The following is a 17347-nucleotide window of genomic DNA, read 5'->3' on the forward strand; positions in this document are numbered from 1 at the left end:
GCAGGCCGCCCGGAACGGCAGCACGCCGCAGGCGGAGCCACCCTCACGGAGAGCCACACCCACGAGGAGGACGCGCATGGGCCGGCAGCAGCGACCCGAGCAGGCAGCGAGCGGACAGGAGCAGCAAGCGGCGAACGATCAAGCACAGTCGGCGGGACCGAAGCGCTCGGATGCTCTGCGCAATCGCGAGCGGATCCTGGAAGTCGCGCTGGCCGAACTGACGCGGGCCCCGAATGTCCCGCTGAGTTCGATCGCCCGGAAGGCGGGCGTCGGCCAGGGCACCTTCTACCGCAACTTCCCGAGCCGCGAGGCGCTCATCCTGGAGATCTACAGCCATGAGATGACTCAAGTGGTGCAAAGCGCCACCGAGTTGCTCGCGTCCCGGGCACCCGACGCGGCGCTGCGCGCCTGGATGGACCGGCTCGCCGAGTTCGCGCTGGCCAAGGCCGGCCTCGCGGACGCGATCCACAAGGCCCTCAGCGCAACCGGGAGCGAGAAGCCCCCGCCGGCCGAACTGATGGCCGCGGCCGGACTCCTGCTCCGCGCGGGCGAGGAAGCGGGCACCCTCCGTCCGGGCGTGACCCCGGACGACTTCCTCCTCGCGATCACCGGCCTGTTCACCATCGAGCCCGACGAGCACTGGAAGGAACGCTCCACCCGGCTCCTCGACCTGGTGATGAACGGCCTCCGCGCAGGGGCGCGGAACTCCCCTCACGCGAACTGAGCGCCCCCGGACACCTGGCTCGCCGAGGGCTCTTCGACGAAGGCCTCGAACCGCTTCTTGCCTGTGCACGCTCACAGCACCGCGCGCAGGCCCGGTGACGGCGCTCGCGCCCACTCGGTGCTTGCTTACGGCTACGAAAAAGCCCCTCCGACAGCGCTTCCGCTGGCCAGAGAGGCTTTCACTGGAGTGTCCGAGGGGGACGTGGATCGATGTCCCACGAATCGTGCCATTGGCAGCAGAACCGCCCTTGCTATAGCCCGCACGGCCGGGGTCGTGGACCGGTGCAATGCGGTCCCCGCGCGAGCTGGGGTGGTCCGCTGCTGGAAGGCCCCGACCGACCGGACAGGCGCGGGCCAGCCGGGCCACCGCACCAGCCGAGCCCGACAAGGACAATCAATCCATGACTTCCTGAATTCAGGAAATCATGTACTGTTGGCGGTGTGCTGACTGTTGCCTCCGACATCGAGGTGCTGGCCCGGTTCGGCCGTGCGCTCGCCGACCCGATCCGCTGCCGCATCCTGCTCGCCCTGCGCGATGCCCCCGCCTACCCCTCCGACCTCGCCGATGCCCTCGGCATCTCCCGCACCAGGCTGTCGAACCACCTGGCGTGCCTGCGTGACTGCGGCCTGGCCGTCGCCCTCCCCGACGGGCGCCGTACCCGCTACGAGCTGGCCGACGAGCGCCTCGGTCACGCACTGGACGACTTGCGCACGGCCGTGGTCGCCGTCGATTCCGACCGCACCTGCCCGGACGCCGCCACGAAGGGGTGCTGCTGACCATGGCCGCCGAGATATCCCTCTCCCTCGGCCCGAGCCCAGCTCGTCGCGATGCGCTCGCCCGCCGGATACGGCTGCTGGTCGCCGCGACCATCGCCTACAACGTCATCGAAGCCACCGTGGCCCTCACGGCCGGCGCCCTGGCCTCCTCCACCGCACTCGTCGGTTTCGGCCTGGACTCCGTCATCGAGGTTTCCTCGGCCACGGCGGTCGCCTGGCAGTTCTCCACGGCCGACCACCAGGTCCGCGATGCCCGGGAGAAGACCACCCTGCGGATCATCGCCGTCTCCTTCTTCGCTCTCGCCACCTACGTCACCGTCGATGCCGTGCGGGCCCTCACCGGCAGCGGCGAGGCTGAGCACTCCCTCCCCGGCATCATCCTGGCCGCACTGTCCCTGGCCGTCATGCCGTTCCTGTCCGCCGCCCAGCGCCGCGCCGGACACGAACTCGGCTCCGCCAGCGCGGTCGCGGACTCCAAACAGACCCTGCTGTGCACCTACCTGTCCGCCGTCCTCCTCATCGGACTCCTCCTCAACACCGCCCTCGGCTGGAGCTGGGCCGACCCCCTCGCCGCCCTCACCATCGCCGGCGTCGCCGTCAAAGAGGGCCGCGACGCCTGGAAAGGCAAAGGCTGCTGCGCCGCCCCCGCCTCAGCGACGCCGGCCGAGACCACAACGGCCGCGTGCGACTGCCCTCCCGGCTGCGGCTGCTGCACCCCGGCAGAAGGGAACCAGGAGTGAACGCCTGGGCATGGACCGCGCTGCTCCTCCACCTCGGCTGGACAGCCTTCGCCTTCGGCGTTCGCGCCGCCCAGCAGCGACACCGCACCGGCGACGCGGGCTTCCGTGGCATCTCCGGCCGCCCCGGCCAGCCCTCCTGGTGGGCCGGAGTACTGTTCGTCGCCGCCTTGCTCGGCGGCCTCGCCTCGCCGACAGCCGCCCTCGCCGGGCTTCCCCCTCTGCCCGGAACCGACGCCCCCGCCCTGCACTGGTCAGGACTGGCGATCACGCTTGCGGGGCTGGCGGGCACCGTCGCGGCCCAGACGAACATGGGTACCTCCTGGCGCGTGGGCGTGGACCCCGGCGAGCGCACCGCACTGGTCACCGACGGGTTGTTCGCACATGTACGCAACCCGGTCTTCACCGCCATGGCCACAGCCTCGCTCGGCCTCACCCTGATCGTGCCCAACTGGGTCTCCCTCACCGCCCTGGCCGCGCTGGTCATCGCCATCCAACTCCAGGTCCGCGTCGTGGAAGAGCCCTACCTCACAGCCGTCCACGACCCGGACTACGCCGGCTACACCACCCGCACCGGACGCTTCCTCCCCGGCATCGGCCGCCGAACTCCCTGACCGCAGCAGACAGACGGCCCCAAAGCCACGCAGGGACGGACCAGTTCCCACCACGACCGAGGAAGCGCCCCTCGACGAAGCCGCCCCGGCCCATGAGCGACATCGAAACTCAGCGATATCGATCTCGAGAACGCTCACCCAGTGGCTCCCGGAGCCATCGCCGAACGACGCCCTGGAAAGTGACACATGGGAGGTACCCGAAGCCCTACTCCTGCGTGTGCAGATATGTGCTCCGAACGTGCTGACGCACGGTTGCACTCAGCCTGCTGAGACCCGGTGACGTCGACAGGCGCGGGGGTACCGGCGATGTGATGCGCCGCGCTGCCGCAGGAGCGTCTCGCACTCCCCCAAGCACCTTTCCCGTGCCTCGCCGAAGGAAGGCGTCGGCTGCACTGTCTCTCCTTCTCGCATGACCGTGCGCAACAGGGCGCTGGATCCCTCCGGTGCGGCCTCGTCGGCGAGGGCGATGAGGTCGTCGTAGGGGTCTCGTCGATAGACCTGCTTCCGTCCCGGTGTCTGACGGACGGCCTGGGGGCCGACGTGGCCATCGAGGCCGTCGGAGTGGCCGAGACGTTCGAGATGTGCACGCGCATGGTGCGGCCGGGAGGGCACGTGGCGAACATCGGCGTACACGGTGGGCCGGCCCAGTTTGCATCTGGAAGATCTGTGGATCAAAGACGTGACGGTAACGACCGGCCTGGTCGACACCTACTCGACACCGATGCTTCTCGGAATGCTCCGAGCCGGACGACTGCCCGTCTCCTCGCTGGTGACCCACACCTTCGCGCTGGGGGCTATGGAGGAGGCATACGACATCTTCTCCCGGCCGTCCGAGACAGGAGCGCTCAAGGTCGTACTGAGCGGATCGTCACCAAGGACATGCTCGTCCGCGCCTGGGGGCGGTTCGGACTCCTGTCCGCGGGCCTCGTGATCGGCGCCTTCTTCTACACGCTCTGGCGCGCGGGCTGGACACTCGGCGCTCGACAGCCGCGGGGAGCCCCCGGCATCACGCCTGTGCAAGCGCGACCACCGCGACCTTCGCCGGAATCGTGATGTGCCAGATCGGCACCGCGATGGCCGCCCGCACCGACCACGCCTCACTGCGGCGGGTCGGCCTGCTCTCCAACCCCTTGCCGCTGATGGATATCGCCTTCGAAGTGGCGTTCACGGCCGCACTGGTCCGGACGCCGCCGCCTCAGGCGGTATTCGGCACGGCCCCACCGCCCGCCAACATCCTCGGGCTGCTGCTCGCTTTCCCGTTCCTGGTCTCGGGGCCCGACGCGATCCCGCCGGTCCCGCCCACGCAACCGCGTCGTATCCCGGGTGGTGCCGGCCCTTGGCGCCCAGGCAGAGGCTGTCACCGCGCCGGAGAGCATGGCCACGCCGCCGGTGACGAAGGCCCATTCCTGGCGAGCGCTGCCAGGGCTCCTGTTCTCGTTCACGGCCGTTCTGATGACCAGGGCGGCGACGATGATCGCCACTGTCAGCAGGGAGGCGTCCATGGAGGGCTTCCCTGTCAGCGTTCGGTGGTGTCGGCTCGCTGGTAGATGTCCGGGATGCCGTCGTGGTCGTCGTCGCGGGTCTCCTCCTCGTACAGGCGGCGGTAGATGCCGTTGCGCCGTTTGATGAGGAGGGCCGCCGAGCCGGCGGCGAGGAGGGAGCCGGTCAGGACGGCGGCTTTGACGTGCTCGGAGGCGGCCGGGTCGGGGAAGGCGAGTTCGCCGATGAGCAGGGCGACGGTGAAGCCGATTCCGGCCAGTACCGCGAGTGCGAACACGTCCGCCCAGGCCAGGTCGGGGTTCAGCTTGGCCCGGGTGAACCGGGCGGCCAGATAGGTTCCGGCGAAGATGCCCAGGGTCTTGCCGATGACGAGGCCCAGCACCACGCCCAGGGGCTCCGGGCGGGTGAAGACTTCCCCCAGGGCCGCGCCCGAGACGCCGACACCGGCGGCGAAGAGCGCGAACAGCGGGACCACGACGCCTGCGGAGACGGGGTGGAGCAGGTGGGAGGTCTGCTCGGCGGGGGATGCGGTCTCACCCTTGTCGCGGGTGGTGCGCAGGATCAGACCGATCGCGACGCCGGCGACGGTGGCGTGGACGCCGCCGTTGTACATCAGCGCCCAGGTGACGACGCCGATCGGGACGTACCACCACCAGCCGCGCACACGGAAGCGCTGGAGGACGTAGATGACGGCCAGTCCGACGAAGGCCCCGCCGAGGGCGGCGAAGTTCAGGTCGCTGGTGAAGAAGATCGCGATGATCAGGATCGCGCCGAGGTCGTCGACGACGGCGAGAGTGAGCAGGAAGGCCCGCAGTGACGCGGGCAGGTGGGTGCTGAGGACGGCGAGGACGGCGAGCGCGAAGGCGATGTCGGTGGCCATCGGCACGGCCCAGCCCTCAAGGCTGCCTCCGCCGACCGTGGCCGTGGCGGCGTAGAGGGCGGCGGGCACGGCCATGCCGCAGAGAGCGGCGATGACCGGCAGTGCGGCGGTGGCGGGGGTGCGCAGCTCTCCGACGACCAGTTCGCGCTTGAGCTCTATGCCGGCGACCAGGAAGAAGATGGCCAGCAGTCCGTCTGCGGTCCAGTGTCCGACCGAGAGGTCCAGGCCGAGGGCCGGAATGCCGAAGTGAAAGTCGCGAATCTGCTCGTAGGCCCCGCTCCACGGGGTGTTCGCCCACACCAGCGCCACGACGGCGGCGGCGAGGAGCACCAGCCCGCCGACGGTCTCCGTCCTCAGTGCCCGTACTACGGCGTTGCGCTCCGGGAGAGGGAGCAGGCCGAGGAAGGGGGAACGCTCGCGTGGGGCGGGAGCCATGCGTGGGCCTCCGGAGGGATCGGCTTCAGGGCATACGGGCCCAAGGACGCCGACCAGACTTCCCGGCACACCGCGCGTCGTTGTCCAACCGCCCACAGAACGAGGCGTTGACGCGTTATTTACACCCTAACCGCCTGCCGCATGCCCCGCCAGGCGCCCTTTCACCTGCCGATATGCGGATGTGGGCATGGCGAGCGGGCCCGTGCACACCAAAGGCGCGAGGTGTGTACGGGCCCGCTCAGGAGCCGGGCCGCGGGGGCGCGGTCAGACGGTGGTCTTCTCCGACTCCTGGTCCTCGTCCTCGACCGTTTCACCGGCGTCGCGGGCGCGGACGAACTCCAGGAACGAGTTCAGCTCGCGCTTGACGACCGGTGCGAGGAGGTAGAGGCCGATGATGTTGATGACGGCCAGTGTGAAGAGCACGGCGTCGGCCATGTCGATGAGCGTCTGAAGGGTCAGCAGGGAGCCCGCTACGGCGAACAGGGTGTAGACGACCTTGTAGGTGATCTCGCTGGTCTTGCTGCGGCCGAAGAGGTACGACCATGCCTTGAGGCCGTAGTAGCCCCAGGTCAGCACGGTGGAGATGGCGAAGAGCAGCACCGCGACGGTCAGGATGTAGGGGAACCAGGGCAGGACGGTCTCGAAGGCGTCGGAGGTGACGGTGACGCCCTCGGCTTCGGCGTTGCCGACCTTCCAGCTGTCAGGCTTTGCGATGACGATGGTCAGCGCGGTCATCGTGCAGATGAGGACGGTGTCGATGAACGGCTCCAGCAGGGCGACCAGGCCCTCGCTGGCGGGGTGCTTGGTCTTGACCGCGGAGTGAGCGATGGGGGCGGAACCGAGCCCGGCCTCGTTGGAGAAGGCGGCCCGCTTGAAGCCGATGATCAGCGCGCCCAGGACACCGCCCGCGACACCCTCCGGGTTGAAGGCGCCCTCGATGATGGTGCCGATCGCGGCGGGCACGGCGGACGCGTTGACCAGGATGACGGTCAGGCAGGCCACGATGTAGATACCGGCCATGGCGGGCACGAGCTTGCTGGTCACGTTGGCGATCGAGCGGATACCGCCGAGCAGCACGATGCCGACGAGCGCGGCGATCAGGATGCCGAAGAACAGGGCGCCGGCGGACGAACCCAGTGCGCCGTCCTCGCCGCCGGTGACGGAGACGAGCTGGACGTAGGACTGGTTGACCTGGAAGAGGTTGCCGCCGAAGAGACCGAAGAACAGGATCATGAAGGAGGCGAGAACCGCGAGGAGCTTGCCGAAGGTCTTCCCGTTCTTTCCGAAGCGGTCGCCCAGCCCCTTGGGCAGGTAGTGCATCGGGCCGCCGGACACGGTGCCGTCGGCGTGCACCTCGCGGTACTTCACGCCCAGGGTGACCTCGACGAACTTGGTGGCCATGCCCAGCAGGCCGCAGAGGACCATCCAGAAGGTGGCGCCGGCGCCACCGATGGAGACGGCGACGGCCACTCCGGCGATGTTGCCCAGACCGACGGTGCCGGAGACGGCGGCGGTCAGCGCCTGGAAGTGGTTGACCTCACCGGCCGACCCCTTCTCGTCGTACTTTCCGCGCACCACATCGACGGCGAGCTTGAACTTGCGGACCTGGACCAGCCCGAACCAGGCGGTGAAGACCAGGCCGGCCACGACGAGCCAGGCGACGATGAGAGGCAGCTCCGTACCGGCTACGGGGACGGCGTAGAAGACGACTTCCCCGAGCCAGGTGGCTATTGGCTCGAAGAATCCGCTGACGGCTTCGTCAACGGACGTGGTCATGGAGTCGAGTGACACGGTGGATACCTCGATGGCGCAGTATCGGCGCATGGGAGGTGGCGCCGGGAAGATGTGCGGTCGTTGAGTGAGCGCCGTTGTCCGGTCGGCGACCCTGGGCGCGCGGTCCGCGGACTCGAACCGTGATCACCCTGGTCGTGCTGCTGGTGCATGCCTGGCCGATCCGCGCCGTGGCGAGGGGTGGTGCCACCTGCGGAATTGCGCAGTTCTACCACGACCTTTACGAAGTGTTTAGTGATGTAGGTCACATGACCAGGCGCATTCCTCGAAAATCCCAGCGAGCGAAGCCAGATCGTTATCCGGACGCCTTGATCCGTTCATCGGGCACGTATCCGCAGGTGAGGCCGCATGGACCCCGTGGCGCCGCGATGCGGCCGTGAGGCTCAAGACACCTCCGGAACACTGCGCAGACCGGACGACAAGGGGGCCGGTGTGCCCGACGGCTGGTGGGGGCCGCAATTCATGTCACCCGGGCTGACCTGCTGTTTCGGATCTGACAGACCTCAGCAGGCCATGACGAACCCCCCAGCCATACAGGGCATCTGCCGCTTCCCATCCGCGTCGTGCCCCGCCGGGGATTCGCACCCGCACAGCACGATGGCGGAGATAAGCGCGATCGCGGGATCAGCCGACTCGCGTCTTCCGGAGATGCGTCGACATCGTCACCACGAGCGAATCAGCACCGGTAAGAGCGGGTTCGACACGACCAGCCCTTGCGTGTGGCTCCTGCCGGGGACTCCAACCTGCGACCACGAGCACTTCGGGGCGTCGGAGTGTCGAACGCGGAGAAAACTCTTGGTCGTCTTCTCCGCTGCGTCAGGAGCTTCCAAGACTCGACATCGACGACGTCACCCTCGGCCACCGCACCCAACTGACGTGGAATTCCCACGACAAGTGGGTCTGGTCGGCCGAACCCGTCCACGAACCGCTCGTGCCGACGGCCCACTTCCAGGCGGCCCAGGCCCAACAGGAACGCCGTCGCAACATCGCGGGCGTGGAGCGCATGGTCGCACCGACCAAACGCAGCTACGCACTTCGCGGCCTGCTGCGCTGCGGACACTGCGACCGCAAGATGCAGGGCAACTACAACAACGGCCTCCCCAACTACCGCTGCCGCTACCCCGCCGAATACGCCCGGAGCGCGTCCCTCCCCCACCCCCTGACCGTCTACGTCCGCGAGGGCGCGCTCCTCCCCGCACTCGACGCGTGGATCGCCCGCACCTTCGCCCCCGGCCGCCTCAAGCAGCCCCTCCAGGCCCTGCACCAGGCCCAGAGCGTGACCACCCCCGCCCCCGGTCCCGCGCTGGAAGTCGCCCGTCGCACCCTCGCCGACTGCGACCGCCGCATCGACCGCTACCGCGCCGCCATCGACGCCGGAACGAACCCGGCACTCGTCACCGAGTGGATCAACAAGGCAACAGCCGACCGCAACGCCGCCCAACGCCAGATCGCCGCCGCCGCGACAGCCACCCCCGAGCGCAAAGCCCCGCTCTACGCGGCCTTCGGGCTGTCCCTCACCTACGGCCACAGCAAAAGGGCCGTGACTGTGGAGTCACGGCCCGAGAGCGCGTGTACGGCATGTGCGTACGGTGCGTGTCCGAGGGAGGACGTGGACCGATACCCCACGAATCGTGCTATTGGCGGCAGAACTGCCCTTGCTATAGGCCGCACGGCCGGGTCGTGGACCGATGTAATCCCGACCGCGTCAAACGTTGAAACTGAACGTCAAACCTAACGCTATGACGCGCATGGATAGCGTCTGCACATGATCAACCAGCGGGAAACCAGCGTCCGGCCGACAACCATCGTTGAGGCCAGCAGCCCTCACGCCAGCCGCCGTGTACCGACCCGCCCAGAGCAGTCCCCCAGGGCACCTGGACTGAACGAGCCCAGGGGCCTCCCTGCCGTGCCATCGGCTCTGTCACCATCTACAGATGACAACAAGGAGCAGCGGCAAAGGATCGGCAAAGCCCTTTTAACGGCGCAGGTCAGGAAGTGTGGTCCCCGCGCGAGCGGGGGTGGTCCGTACAGATTGAATGACGCTTGCGCCCGGATAATGTGGTCCCCGCGCGAGCGGGGGTGGTCCGGTCGCGCGCTCGCGCACCAGGGGTGCGGGATCGTGGTCCCCGCGCGAGCGGGGGTGGTCCGCCTCTTGATCGATACGAACGGCTTCTGAGGCCCGGCGGCCCCCGTCTACAGCGGCTGGCGGGCCTGGTCACTCCTCGAAATCCTGGTAGCCATACGCTCCGAGATGCCCCTCGGCCAGCTCAACAACGTCGTCTTCGTCGTCCTCGGCCACGGTCTCACCGGTCAGCGGCGGCACTTCTATTCGGCTCCAGTCCACGCTGACACTGACCGCGTCCCCGAGACTGCCGCAGAACATCTTGGAGGAGAGCCTCTCCTTCTCGTCACCTGCCCCGTCGTCAGCACGGAAGTCATAGCCGACCGGTTCCCCGGGGCCCTTGAAGGTGATGTCCATATAGCCGTCGATGGAAATCGTAATAAAGGGATGCAGGTCTATCGACTGTGCCAACTCCTCTTGCTGATATACATGCAGCGACAAGTCCGCCCCGTACCAACACAGCAGGTAGAGATTGATCTCCTCGGCAAGCTCCTCGGCCAGCGCGATCTTCACCTCGTCGAGACTGGCCAGAACGTAGTGCGCGTCCTTGCGAGCGCCGCCCGGCGCAACGCCGAAGGCCAGGTCATAGAAACTCTTCTTCATCATGGTCGCCACAGTAGCTGGCCACATTGACAACCCCACGGCCTCAGAAGCCACTGTCTTTCGTGCAGTTCGCCCGGCGGTCGTGGTCCCTGATCAGGTTGTTCGTAGTTCGTGTGTCGGCGTGCAGGGCTTGTTCCGACCGGCCTTTCGGACGGCGGATTGGGACGAGGATGCCGATGCCGGCGCCGATGTAGCCCTTGTCGGCGAGGGTGGGAAGACCGTCAGCCGCCGCCTTGTAGAGGGCGGGGAATGCGTGGAGGCGGGCGGCGGTGATGTCGGGGGTGGATCCGGGTTCGGTGTCGGAGACCCATAGCGGGGTGCCGTCAGGGGCAGCCAGGAACTGTACGTTGCCGCCGAACGCCTTGTGCTTCTGGCTGAACCAGAGTTCGTTGCCGTTCTCGCGGGGACCGGCGACGCGGTCGGAGGCGATCAGCGTGCCATCGAGGATCACGTGGATCATGCCCTCCCCTCGGCAGCGGCCGAGAACCTCGTGCAGGTCCGGCGCCTGGCCAGCGAGGACGTCGATGCCTTCGTGGAGGTAGCGGTAGCCGGTTGCCTGGGAGACGCCAGCGTCGCGGGCGAGGCAGTGCACGCAGCTGCGTTCGCGGAACCAGCGCAGGACCAGCGCTGCTTGGCGGTACGGGCCCAAGGCGCGTGAGTTCCTCGGAGTCCCGATCCGGCGGCGATGGGGGGCCAGCAGACGGGCTCGCTCACAGTCCGTCGAACGGATGTCGCGAGACGATGTCGCGGCGCTCGTACGCTCCGTCGGCGACATCGCTGCCGCCGTGCACCAGGCCGAACCTCATGACAAGGCCGAAATCTACGAGCGGCTCGGGCTCCGGCTCACCTACGCCCCGGAAAGGCCACGGTTCTCGCGGAGATCACACCCGACTCCGGAAACAGCAAATCCCCACGGCATACGAGAAGCCGTGGGGAAATGATTGGTGTCCGAGGGGGAACGTGGACTGATGCCCCATGAATCGTGCCATTGACGGCAGAACTGCCCTTGCTATAGCCCGCACGGCCGGGGTCGTGGACTGGTGTAATCCCGAGCGCGTCAAACGTTGAACAACAACGACGCTGGATGGATCAGTGCAGCAAGTCGTCTGCTACGCGAAGATCCGCGCACTCGTCGAGCAGGCAATGGCCACCCATGTGATGAGTTGACGGATGCGGTGGGTGTGCGGCGTTGCGCCGGTTGCCGCCGCCGGTGCCATACCGGCCCTGCGGGCCAGCAGGGTGATGAGGCCGCCGACAGTGACCAGGCCGAAGGCCAGGTTCCGGCACGCGTGTGATGCGGGGTGCGCCGAGGTGAAGGGCCCTGCCACGTCGGACGGGCTGAAGTCAGCCCGTCCCGCAGGACCGGGGCCTTCGGGGCGGAGCCCCCAGGAGCAACGGGAAGGGCCGACCACCGGCAGTGCCGGCCTCAGCGCAGCTGGACCGGCAGTTCCTGGTAGCCGTTGATGCCCAGGGACGGCACCCGGGAGGCGGGCCGCCCCGTGAGGGACAGTCCGGGGAAGGCAGCGAAGAGCCGCTGCAGGGCGATCTCGGCTTCCAGCCGGGCCAGCGATGCACCGGGGCAACGGTGCGGGCCGTAGCCGAAGGCGAGATGCCGGGAGGCGTCGGCGCGGCCGGGAGAAAAGACCTCCGGATCACCGTCCGGGAAGGCGTGCGGGCAGCGCTGAATGGCCGACAGCGGCACCAGCACGGCCTCCCCCTTGCGGATCATGTCCCCCTCGACGTCCACGTCGTCGAGTGCGTAACGGAACATCACATGACGGGTGGGAGACTCCCAGCGCAGCGCCTCTTCCACGATGCCGGGCCACGGGTCCTCCCCCGCGTCCTGCCGGGCTCTCGCGGCCTGGAGCGTCTCGGGGTGTGTCAGCAGTCCTTTGACGGCGTGGCAGATCAGATTGGCCGTCGTCTCGTGGCCGCCGATCACGGTGGTCACGAGGTTTCCGATGACCTCCGCCTCGCTCAGCTCCCCCTCGTCCATGGCGGTGACCAGGTCCATGGTGAGGTCGTCCCGGTCGCCGCGGGCGCGCTTCTGCTCGATCAGTGCCAGCAGCGTCGCGGGGAAGCGGTGGGAGACCGTCTGCTGCACCTCTTCCGCGCTGGCCTCGGAGTTCAACGCCGCCGCCGACAACTCGTGCAACTCCTCGCGCCGCATGCCGTCTTCAGGTACGCCGAGCAGTGAGCAGATGACATCCAGCGGCAGCGGCAGCGCGAACCCGGCGAGCAGATCCGTCTCCTCCCCGGCGGGGACGGCGGCCAGCCCCGCCAGCAGGCGGTCGGTAATGGCCTCGATCTGGGGACGCAGCGCCTCTACGCGGCGGGGCGAGATGGCGCGCTGGATGGGGAGCCGCAGCCGACGGTGGGTCTCGCCGTCGGTGGTGAGCAGGCCCTTGCCCTCCACGATGAACAGCAGCGGCCAGTCCACGGGTATCTCCCCGCGTGCGTGAGCGCCCCAGTGCTGGATGTCCTTGGAGAAGCGGGGGTCGCCCAGCACCAGGGCACCCGCCTCCCGGGTCGTCACCGCTTTGGCCACCACGCCACCAGGGAGCGCCACAGTGGCAACCGGCCATGCGGCTCGGAGGGCTGCTCCTTCTGTTCCGTGGAGATCGGCCGGGGCGGGTTCGAGAGAAAGCGGTGCTGTGCTGTCCACTGCTGTCCGTTCGTCTGAGAAGTCGGCGGATAAGGGAATATCACGGGAAGCGCAGTGGGTGACCTGGCCATATACGGAAGGTCCCAGGCGAGACTCTCCTTGGGAACGGCCAGCCGCATGCCCGGCAGCCTGTTCCACAGCACTTCGAGCCCCGTACGGACGATGAGCGTGCCCAGGTCCGGTACCGGGCAGCCGTGGGAACCGGCGCCCCAGGCCAGATGCGACCTGTTGGTGCGGGAGACATCCCAGCTGGTCGACATCATCATCGGGTCACCTCCGGTCGCAGCGAGGCAGATGATCGCCATGTCCCCGCAGTTGATCGGATAGCCGCCCAGCGTGGTGTTCTGGGTGGCCCAGCGGCCGATGAGGTTCTGGACGGGCGCGTTGACCCACATGACGCGGTTCATCGCCTCTTCCATCTGACAGCGCCCGGCGATAACGTCGGAGTTGAGTTCCGGGTTGGTCAGCAACTCCAACACGGTGTTGCAGATCCAGGTGTTGCTGGCGCCGCGCCCGCAGACAATCTGCAGCCATACGTCCTCGCTCAGCTCGTGAGCATCCAGCTGCTGCTCCATCTGCCGGTTGTAGTGGTGCATCCAGGAGATGAGGTCGGGCCCCGAGGCCCTCTGCTTCTCCTCCACCAGGGCCCGCATCCGGACATCGAGATCCGCGGCGGCACGGTGGGCCCCGGGACCGCCGCTGAGCATCTCGTGAATGGCGGTGCCGGTGGCCAGCGCGCTGTTCTCGTCCATGCCCATCAGCCGCATCATGACCAGCAGCGGCAGCTGGAGCGCGTACTGGTCGAGGATGTCGGCCTCGTTCCATTCCCCGGGCCCTTCTGGGGGGAAGAACGAGGCGATGAGCTGCTCCGCGAGGTCTTCGATGAGGGCGCGGGTAAAGAGCAGGTCGATCTTGGCCAGCGCCTTGTTACCCGGGCTGGAGAGGCGTGAGTGCTCCATGCCCTCGGCGTAGAGACGGCTGCGCCGGTAGGCGATCTGGGGGATCAGCGGGTGGTCGGGTAGCGCACCTTCGGCGAAGTCGCGGTACCAGCGGGAGTCCCGCGTCCACATATGGCCGCGGTTCTGGAGAATCTCCAACTGGTAGGCGTGGTCCAGGACGAGGTACCCGCGGAAGGCGCCGGTCTCCTCCAGGGTGACAGGCGCCACAGGACCGAAGGTCTTGCGCAGACTTTGGTAGTACGAGAACGGTTCGCGTGCGAAATCCTGGCCGTAGAGGGTGGCACTACGTGCTGGCCAGGCCGTACGGGCATACGGCCAGGGATCACCAAGCGGAGTTCTTGAGGCATAAGTTGACACAGCCACATCCTCCAGGGCAGTGCTCAGCCGAGGCAACTGTGAGTGGAGGGGCAGAAGGTACTTCTGTGCTCAGAGGCCCGGTTCGACAGCGCCTTCCTCACCATGCCGGCAGGAGTACTCGACAGACCTTTCCGAAGATAAGGGGCGCACTGCCTCGGGAGGTAAAGGGTGAACCCGGGAGGCAGGGGAGGTACCCGCAGCCCCCCTACCTCCCGTCGGCATCCGCGCTACCTCCCGGAGCGCAAACCTCTCAAGGGGCCAGCTCCTTGGTGATGCGGTCCAGCATCAGCGCCGAGGGCTCGCGTGCCCGCTCCTCCCAGGCGAAGACACAGGCGGTGGCGACCCCCGTCGAAGCTGAGCTCGCGCAGGATGCCGAAGAAGCTGTTCCAGTCGACCTCGCCCTGGCCGATGTCGAGGTGCTGGTGGATACGCGCCGGCGTGCCTTGGGGTATCCCCCAGCTCGAAGAGCTAGGGGAAGGGTCGAGGATGTAGCGCTCGCCGGACGACGCCTTGAAGTAGAAGATGCCGGCGACGTGGACGTGCGCCAGCTTGTCGCCCACGTACCGCCTCATGGCCGCGATGTCGGCCCCTACCTGCTCGGGTCCGGAGAGGTGGAAGGAGTGCGGGTCGCAGTACAGGCAGTTCGTCCAGGGCTTGTTGATGACGCGCACGAGGTCGACGGCGGGGGTGTTCTCCTCGCAGAGGTCGAGCTCGTCGTCGGCGCGGGGTGCAGGAAGAACGGCATGAAGTCGTCGCGCGGCGAGAACTCGATGTACTCATAGCCCAGGTCGGCGGCCGTGCGCACCATCTCCTCGATGGGCAGGAAACGGAACATACGGGGGTCGAGTGCGATCTCCATGCGGGGACTCCGTACAGCGCGGGCCGGGGCTTCATATCGACGCTGCCCAGCTGTCCGTCCGATTCAAGGGAGCGGACCGTGGCGTCGGTGATGACGGTGGCAGCGTAGCCGTCCCAGGCGGTCGGCCCTTGGGCTCGGCGCCCGCTTCGACGCCGAAGCTCCACTCCTGGAATTCGGTGTCGAAGGCGTCGGAGAGCAGTTCGGGCTTGCTGTGGCTCTCCGTGCCGGGGCGAGTGGTCAGCACCACCAGGGTCTCGGCGCGGTTCTCGGTGAACAGGTCCTGGGCGTCGACATCGATGCGGCCGAGTTCGGGATGGAGGATGGTCTCCAACCGCGTCGGCCCGTCCGCCCAGCACCCGGGTGTACTCGTCCACCACGGCCGGATCGGACACCCGGGTGTGGATACGAGTCGACTGTGAAGATGCGTGACTGGGTCGCAACTGGAAAACCGCCGTTCCACCTCGGCGAGTTCGACGGTCGCCTCGGCCTCCAGGACCCTCCGCAAGCCGATCTCCACGCCGAGTTCATCGAGGCGGTCGGCGAACGATTTCGCCAGAGCGGCCAGTTCGGCGTACGTCGTCACGGTGGTGCGGCCCGGCTCGGGTGGCTAGTGCCGTGACCGGCAATGTTTGCCCGTCAAGGAGCGTCGTCCGGTGCGTGCGATCGCAAGGCGGCCGGAAGTCCTTGTAGCGGAGCTACCAGGGCTTTTGGCCAACGCCGCGAGCGTGCGTGCCGGGCGGCGCGACGGGGCAAAGCTTGCCGGGAGGGGCACTAGATGCCGGCGGGGCGGCCCGGGTTGCGGCGGGCCGTGGCGAGCAGGAAGTCATGGAGGAATTCTTCGGCGGGCACGGTCTGGCTCACGTTCATGCCTCTCTCGTCCGGAACGTCGTACTGACCGGCAAGGTTTCCCTTGTGCGAATGAGTTCTTCCAAATGATGACGGCGGGCCTGCCACACGAACGGCGCGTTATGTCACCCAGGAACGCCACCTGTACCGATCCATTGAAGAGCTCACCAGAAATTCCCTGAATGTCTCTCAAGAAAGGGAGGTCCTCGACGGCAGGAACAGGACCTTTCCGGGGAGGGAGTGTCAGTCAACGGACAGGACTGGACACGCTTCAACGTCCCATGACGGTTTATCCCGGAACCAGAAAAAAATTTCCACTATGCGGAATGAGAGCGGAGGCAGGAGCCGGGATGGCCGACATGACGGAACTCCTGTCCCCGCGAGGTCAGCTCGAAGCTCGGCCGGCGTTCGAGGGCGCCGCGCCCGGCGCCTTCGCGGTAGCGGACGATACTGGTGGATAGGCGGGCATCACGGCTGGTCAGCCGTGGCACGCGTCGAGCCAGGTGTGGGGCAGGGGCCGGTGACCATGAGGGAGGCCACAGCGGTCGTGCCGGCGGCGAGCATGACGGGCCATTACTCGGACGTGCTTCCTCTCGGCTGGGCCGGGCGGTCAGCTGACCGGGCTGAGCCGGGTGTTCTGGAAGGCGGCGACGTGCCCCCTGACCGTCGGCGTCCCGCATGCACGTCGGACCTTGCTGGTCTTGTGCGTCCGCTTGCCCAGGCAGGCGTCCCTGGCCGCTGACGACGGCCACATCGGGTGCGCAGAAGCCCTCTGCTCGGGGTGTCGAAGTCGCCTGGCCCGACCGCAACGGAGAAAGCAGCAGGCGATCTCCAGAATGCCGTGCATCATTGGCTGACCGTCCCATAGAGTGCTCGCCGGGCCGTTCGAATTTCGTCGAATTCCGCCTACGGCACACCGAGTTCGCGGCGCCACAGCGGTGCCCGCGCGCCCCTTCTGCCGGAAATTTCCCCTTGCAAACGAAGGTGACGTACGTGAAGCGCACCCTTGCCATATCGGCCAGCGTCCTGACGCTGAGCAGCGCGGGCCTGATCGGCCTCAGCCCGACCGCTCAGGCCGACTCCAGAGCCAGCTGCGGAGCCAATCGATTCTGCCTGTACGAGGGCTACAGCTTCGAGCGTGGTGTATACCGCCACAAGCCCCGCCCGGGTTCCTGGTACCGCGTGAATCTGCCGTCCTCCATCAACGACCAGGCAAGCTCGATGGTGAACAACACCAAGTACGACGTGTTCATGTATTCCGGCCGCGACTGCTTCGGTGACGCGTACACCGCAGCAGCCAAGTCCTCCGACAAGGACCTGGCCCACAACTCGGGCAACAACAAAGGCAACATGAGCAACCGGGTGACCTGCATCACCGTCTCGAAGTAGCACCACCAGACGGGGTGCGGTGCCTTGACGTTCGCACCGCACCCCGTCCGTAGCATCCGTAGCGGCGTCAGTTGCGCGACGTCGGCGGAG

General features: G+C 67.6%; 16 protein-coding genes and 3 pseudogenes. 10 read left to right on the top strand and 9 right to left on the bottom strand.

The window, feature by feature from the left end; genetic code table 11:
- The first annotated feature begins 76 nt into the window (after window positions 1–76).
- From OHB04_RS08125 to OHB04_RS08150, 6 genes and pseudogenes are all read left to right on the top strand, one after another.
- The gene (locus OHB04_RS08125) at window positions 77–724 is read left to right on the top strand and encodes a TetR/AcrR family transcriptional regulator (RefSeq protein ID WP_326687031.1); all 648 of its coding nucleotides are present in this window, start codon (window positions 77–79) and stop codon (window positions 722–724) included.
- Between the two features lie 440 nt (window positions 725–1164).
- Window positions 1165–1500 carry an ArsR/SmtB family transcription factor gene (locus tag OHB04_RS08130; RefSeq protein WP_326687032.1) on the top strand — a complete coding sequence of 112 codons (336 nt, stop codon included), beginning with the start codon at window positions 1165–1167 and terminating at the stop codon, window positions 1498–1500.
- 2 nt (window positions 1501–1502) lie between these two features.
- The gene (locus OHB04_RS08135) at window positions 1503–2240 is read left to right on the top strand and encodes a cation transporter (protein ID WP_326807152.1); all 738 of its coding nucleotides are present in this window, start codon (window positions 1503–1505) and stop codon (window positions 2238–2240) included.
- Window positions 2237–2851, top strand: coding sequence for a methyltransferase family protein (locus OHB04_RS08140; protein WP_326807153.1), 615 nt, complete (start codon window positions 2237–2239; stop codon window positions 2849–2851). The genes OHB04_RS08135 and OHB04_RS08140 overlap by 4 nt, the downstream gene beginning before the upstream one ends.
- Before the next feature lie 516 nt (window positions 2852–3367).
- A pseudogene (locus OHB04_RS08145) lies at window positions 3368–3782 on the top strand (zinc-binding dehydrogenase); the annotation flags it as partial.
- 121 nt (window positions 3783–3903) lie between these two features.
- The gene (locus tag OHB04_RS08150; protein WP_326807154.1) at window positions 3904–4398 is read left to right on the top strand and encodes a cation-translocating P-type ATPase C-terminal domain-containing protein; all 495 of its coding nucleotides are present in this window, start codon (window positions 3904–3906) and stop codon (window positions 4396–4398) included.
- Here the strand turns inward: OHB04_RS08150 and nhaA are convergent.
- Window positions 4368–5666: a Na+/H+ antiporter NhaA gene (nhaA, locus tag OHB04_RS08155; protein ID WP_326807155.1), complete on the bottom strand. Its 1299-nt coding sequence runs from the start codon at window positions 5664–5666 to the stop codon at window positions 4368–4370. The two genes, OHB04_RS08150 and nhaA, sit on opposite strands and share 31 nt — an antisense overlap.
- A 264-nt stretch (window positions 5667–5930) precedes the next feature.
- Window positions 5931–7457: an alanine/glycine:cation symporter family protein gene (locus OHB04_RS08160; RefSeq protein ID WP_326807156.1), complete on the bottom strand. Its 1527-nt coding sequence runs from the start codon at window positions 7455–7457 to the stop codon at window positions 5931–5933.
- A 122-nt stretch (window positions 7458–7579) separates the two neighbouring features.
- Between OHB04_RS08160 and OHB04_RS08165 the strand changes: the two genes are divergently transcribed.
- Window positions 7580–7837: a hypothetical protein gene (locus OHB04_RS08165; RefSeq protein WP_326807157.1), complete on the top strand. Its 258-nt coding sequence runs from the start codon at window positions 7580–7582 to the stop codon at window positions 7835–7837.
- A 551-nt stretch (window positions 7838–8388) separates the two neighbouring features.
- Window positions 8389–9192, top strand: coding sequence for a zinc ribbon domain-containing protein (locus OHB04_RS08170; protein ID WP_326807158.1), 804 nt, complete (start codon window positions 8389–8391; stop codon window positions 9190–9192).
- Window positions 9193–9672: 480 nt separating this feature from the next.
- Here OHB04_RS08170 and OHB04_RS08175 read toward each other — a convergent pair whose 3' ends face one another.
- The 7 genes and pseudogenes from OHB04_RS08175 to OHB04_RS08205 all read right to left on the bottom strand — a co-directional run.
- Complete coding sequence (locus OHB04_RS08175) at window positions 9673–10185, bottom strand: hypothetical protein (protein WP_326807159.1); 513 nt, start codon at window positions 10183–10185, stop codon at window positions 9673–9675.
- A gap of 40 nt (window positions 10186–10225) precedes the next feature.
- Complete coding sequence (locus OHB04_RS08180; RefSeq protein ID WP_442814795.1) at window positions 10226–10831, bottom strand: transposase family protein; 606 nt, start codon at window positions 10829–10831, stop codon at window positions 10226–10228.
- A 460-nt stretch (window positions 10832–11291) separates the two neighbouring features.
- Window positions 11292–11510, bottom strand: a complete 219-nt coding sequence (locus OHB04_RS08185) for a hypothetical protein (protein ID WP_326807160.1) — start codon at window positions 11508–11510, stop codon at window positions 11292–11294.
- A gap of 98 nt (window positions 11511–11608) precedes the next feature.
- Window positions 11609–12718, bottom strand: a complete 1110-nt coding sequence (locus OHB04_RS08190; protein ID WP_326807161.1) for a cytochrome P450 — start codon at window positions 12716–12718, stop codon at window positions 11609–11611.
- Window positions 12715–14013: a cytochrome P450 gene (locus OHB04_RS08195; protein ID WP_326807162.1), complete on the bottom strand. Its 1299-nt coding sequence runs from the start codon at window positions 14011–14013 to the stop codon at window positions 12715–12717. Before OHB04_RS08195 ends, OHB04_RS08190 begins: the two co-directional genes overlap by 4 nt.
- 400 nt (window positions 14014–14413) lie before the next feature.
- Window positions 14414–15022 (bottom strand): annotated as a pseudogene (locus OHB04_RS08200) (TIM barrel protein).
- Between the two features lie 8 nt (window positions 15023–15030).
- Window positions 15031–15215, bottom strand: a pseudogene (locus OHB04_RS08205) (inositol 2-dehydrogenase); the annotation flags it as partial.
- A 222-nt stretch (window positions 15216–15437) separates the two neighbouring features.
- Here OHB04_RS08205 and OHB04_RS08210 point away from each other — a divergent pair.
- Both OHB04_RS08210 and OHB04_RS08215 read left to right on the top strand, forming a co-directional pair.
- Window positions 15438–15641 (top strand): hypothetical protein, encoded by a 204-nt coding sequence (locus OHB04_RS08210; RefSeq protein ID WP_326807163.1) that lies wholly within the window; start codon window positions 15438–15440, stop codon window positions 15639–15641.
- Between the two features lie 1220 nt (window positions 15642–16861).
- The gene (locus tag OHB04_RS08215) at window positions 16862–17257 is read left to right on the top strand and encodes a peptidase inhibitor family I36 protein (RefSeq protein WP_326807164.1); all 396 of its coding nucleotides are present in this window, start codon (window positions 16862–16864) and stop codon (window positions 17255–17257) included.
- Window positions 17258–17347 lie beyond the last annotated feature (90 nt).

It is taken from the genome of Streptomyces sp. NBC_01775, from assembly GCF_035917675.1.
Classification (GTDB): domain Bacteria; phylum Actinomycetota; class Actinomycetes; order Streptomycetales; family Streptomycetaceae; genus Streptomyces.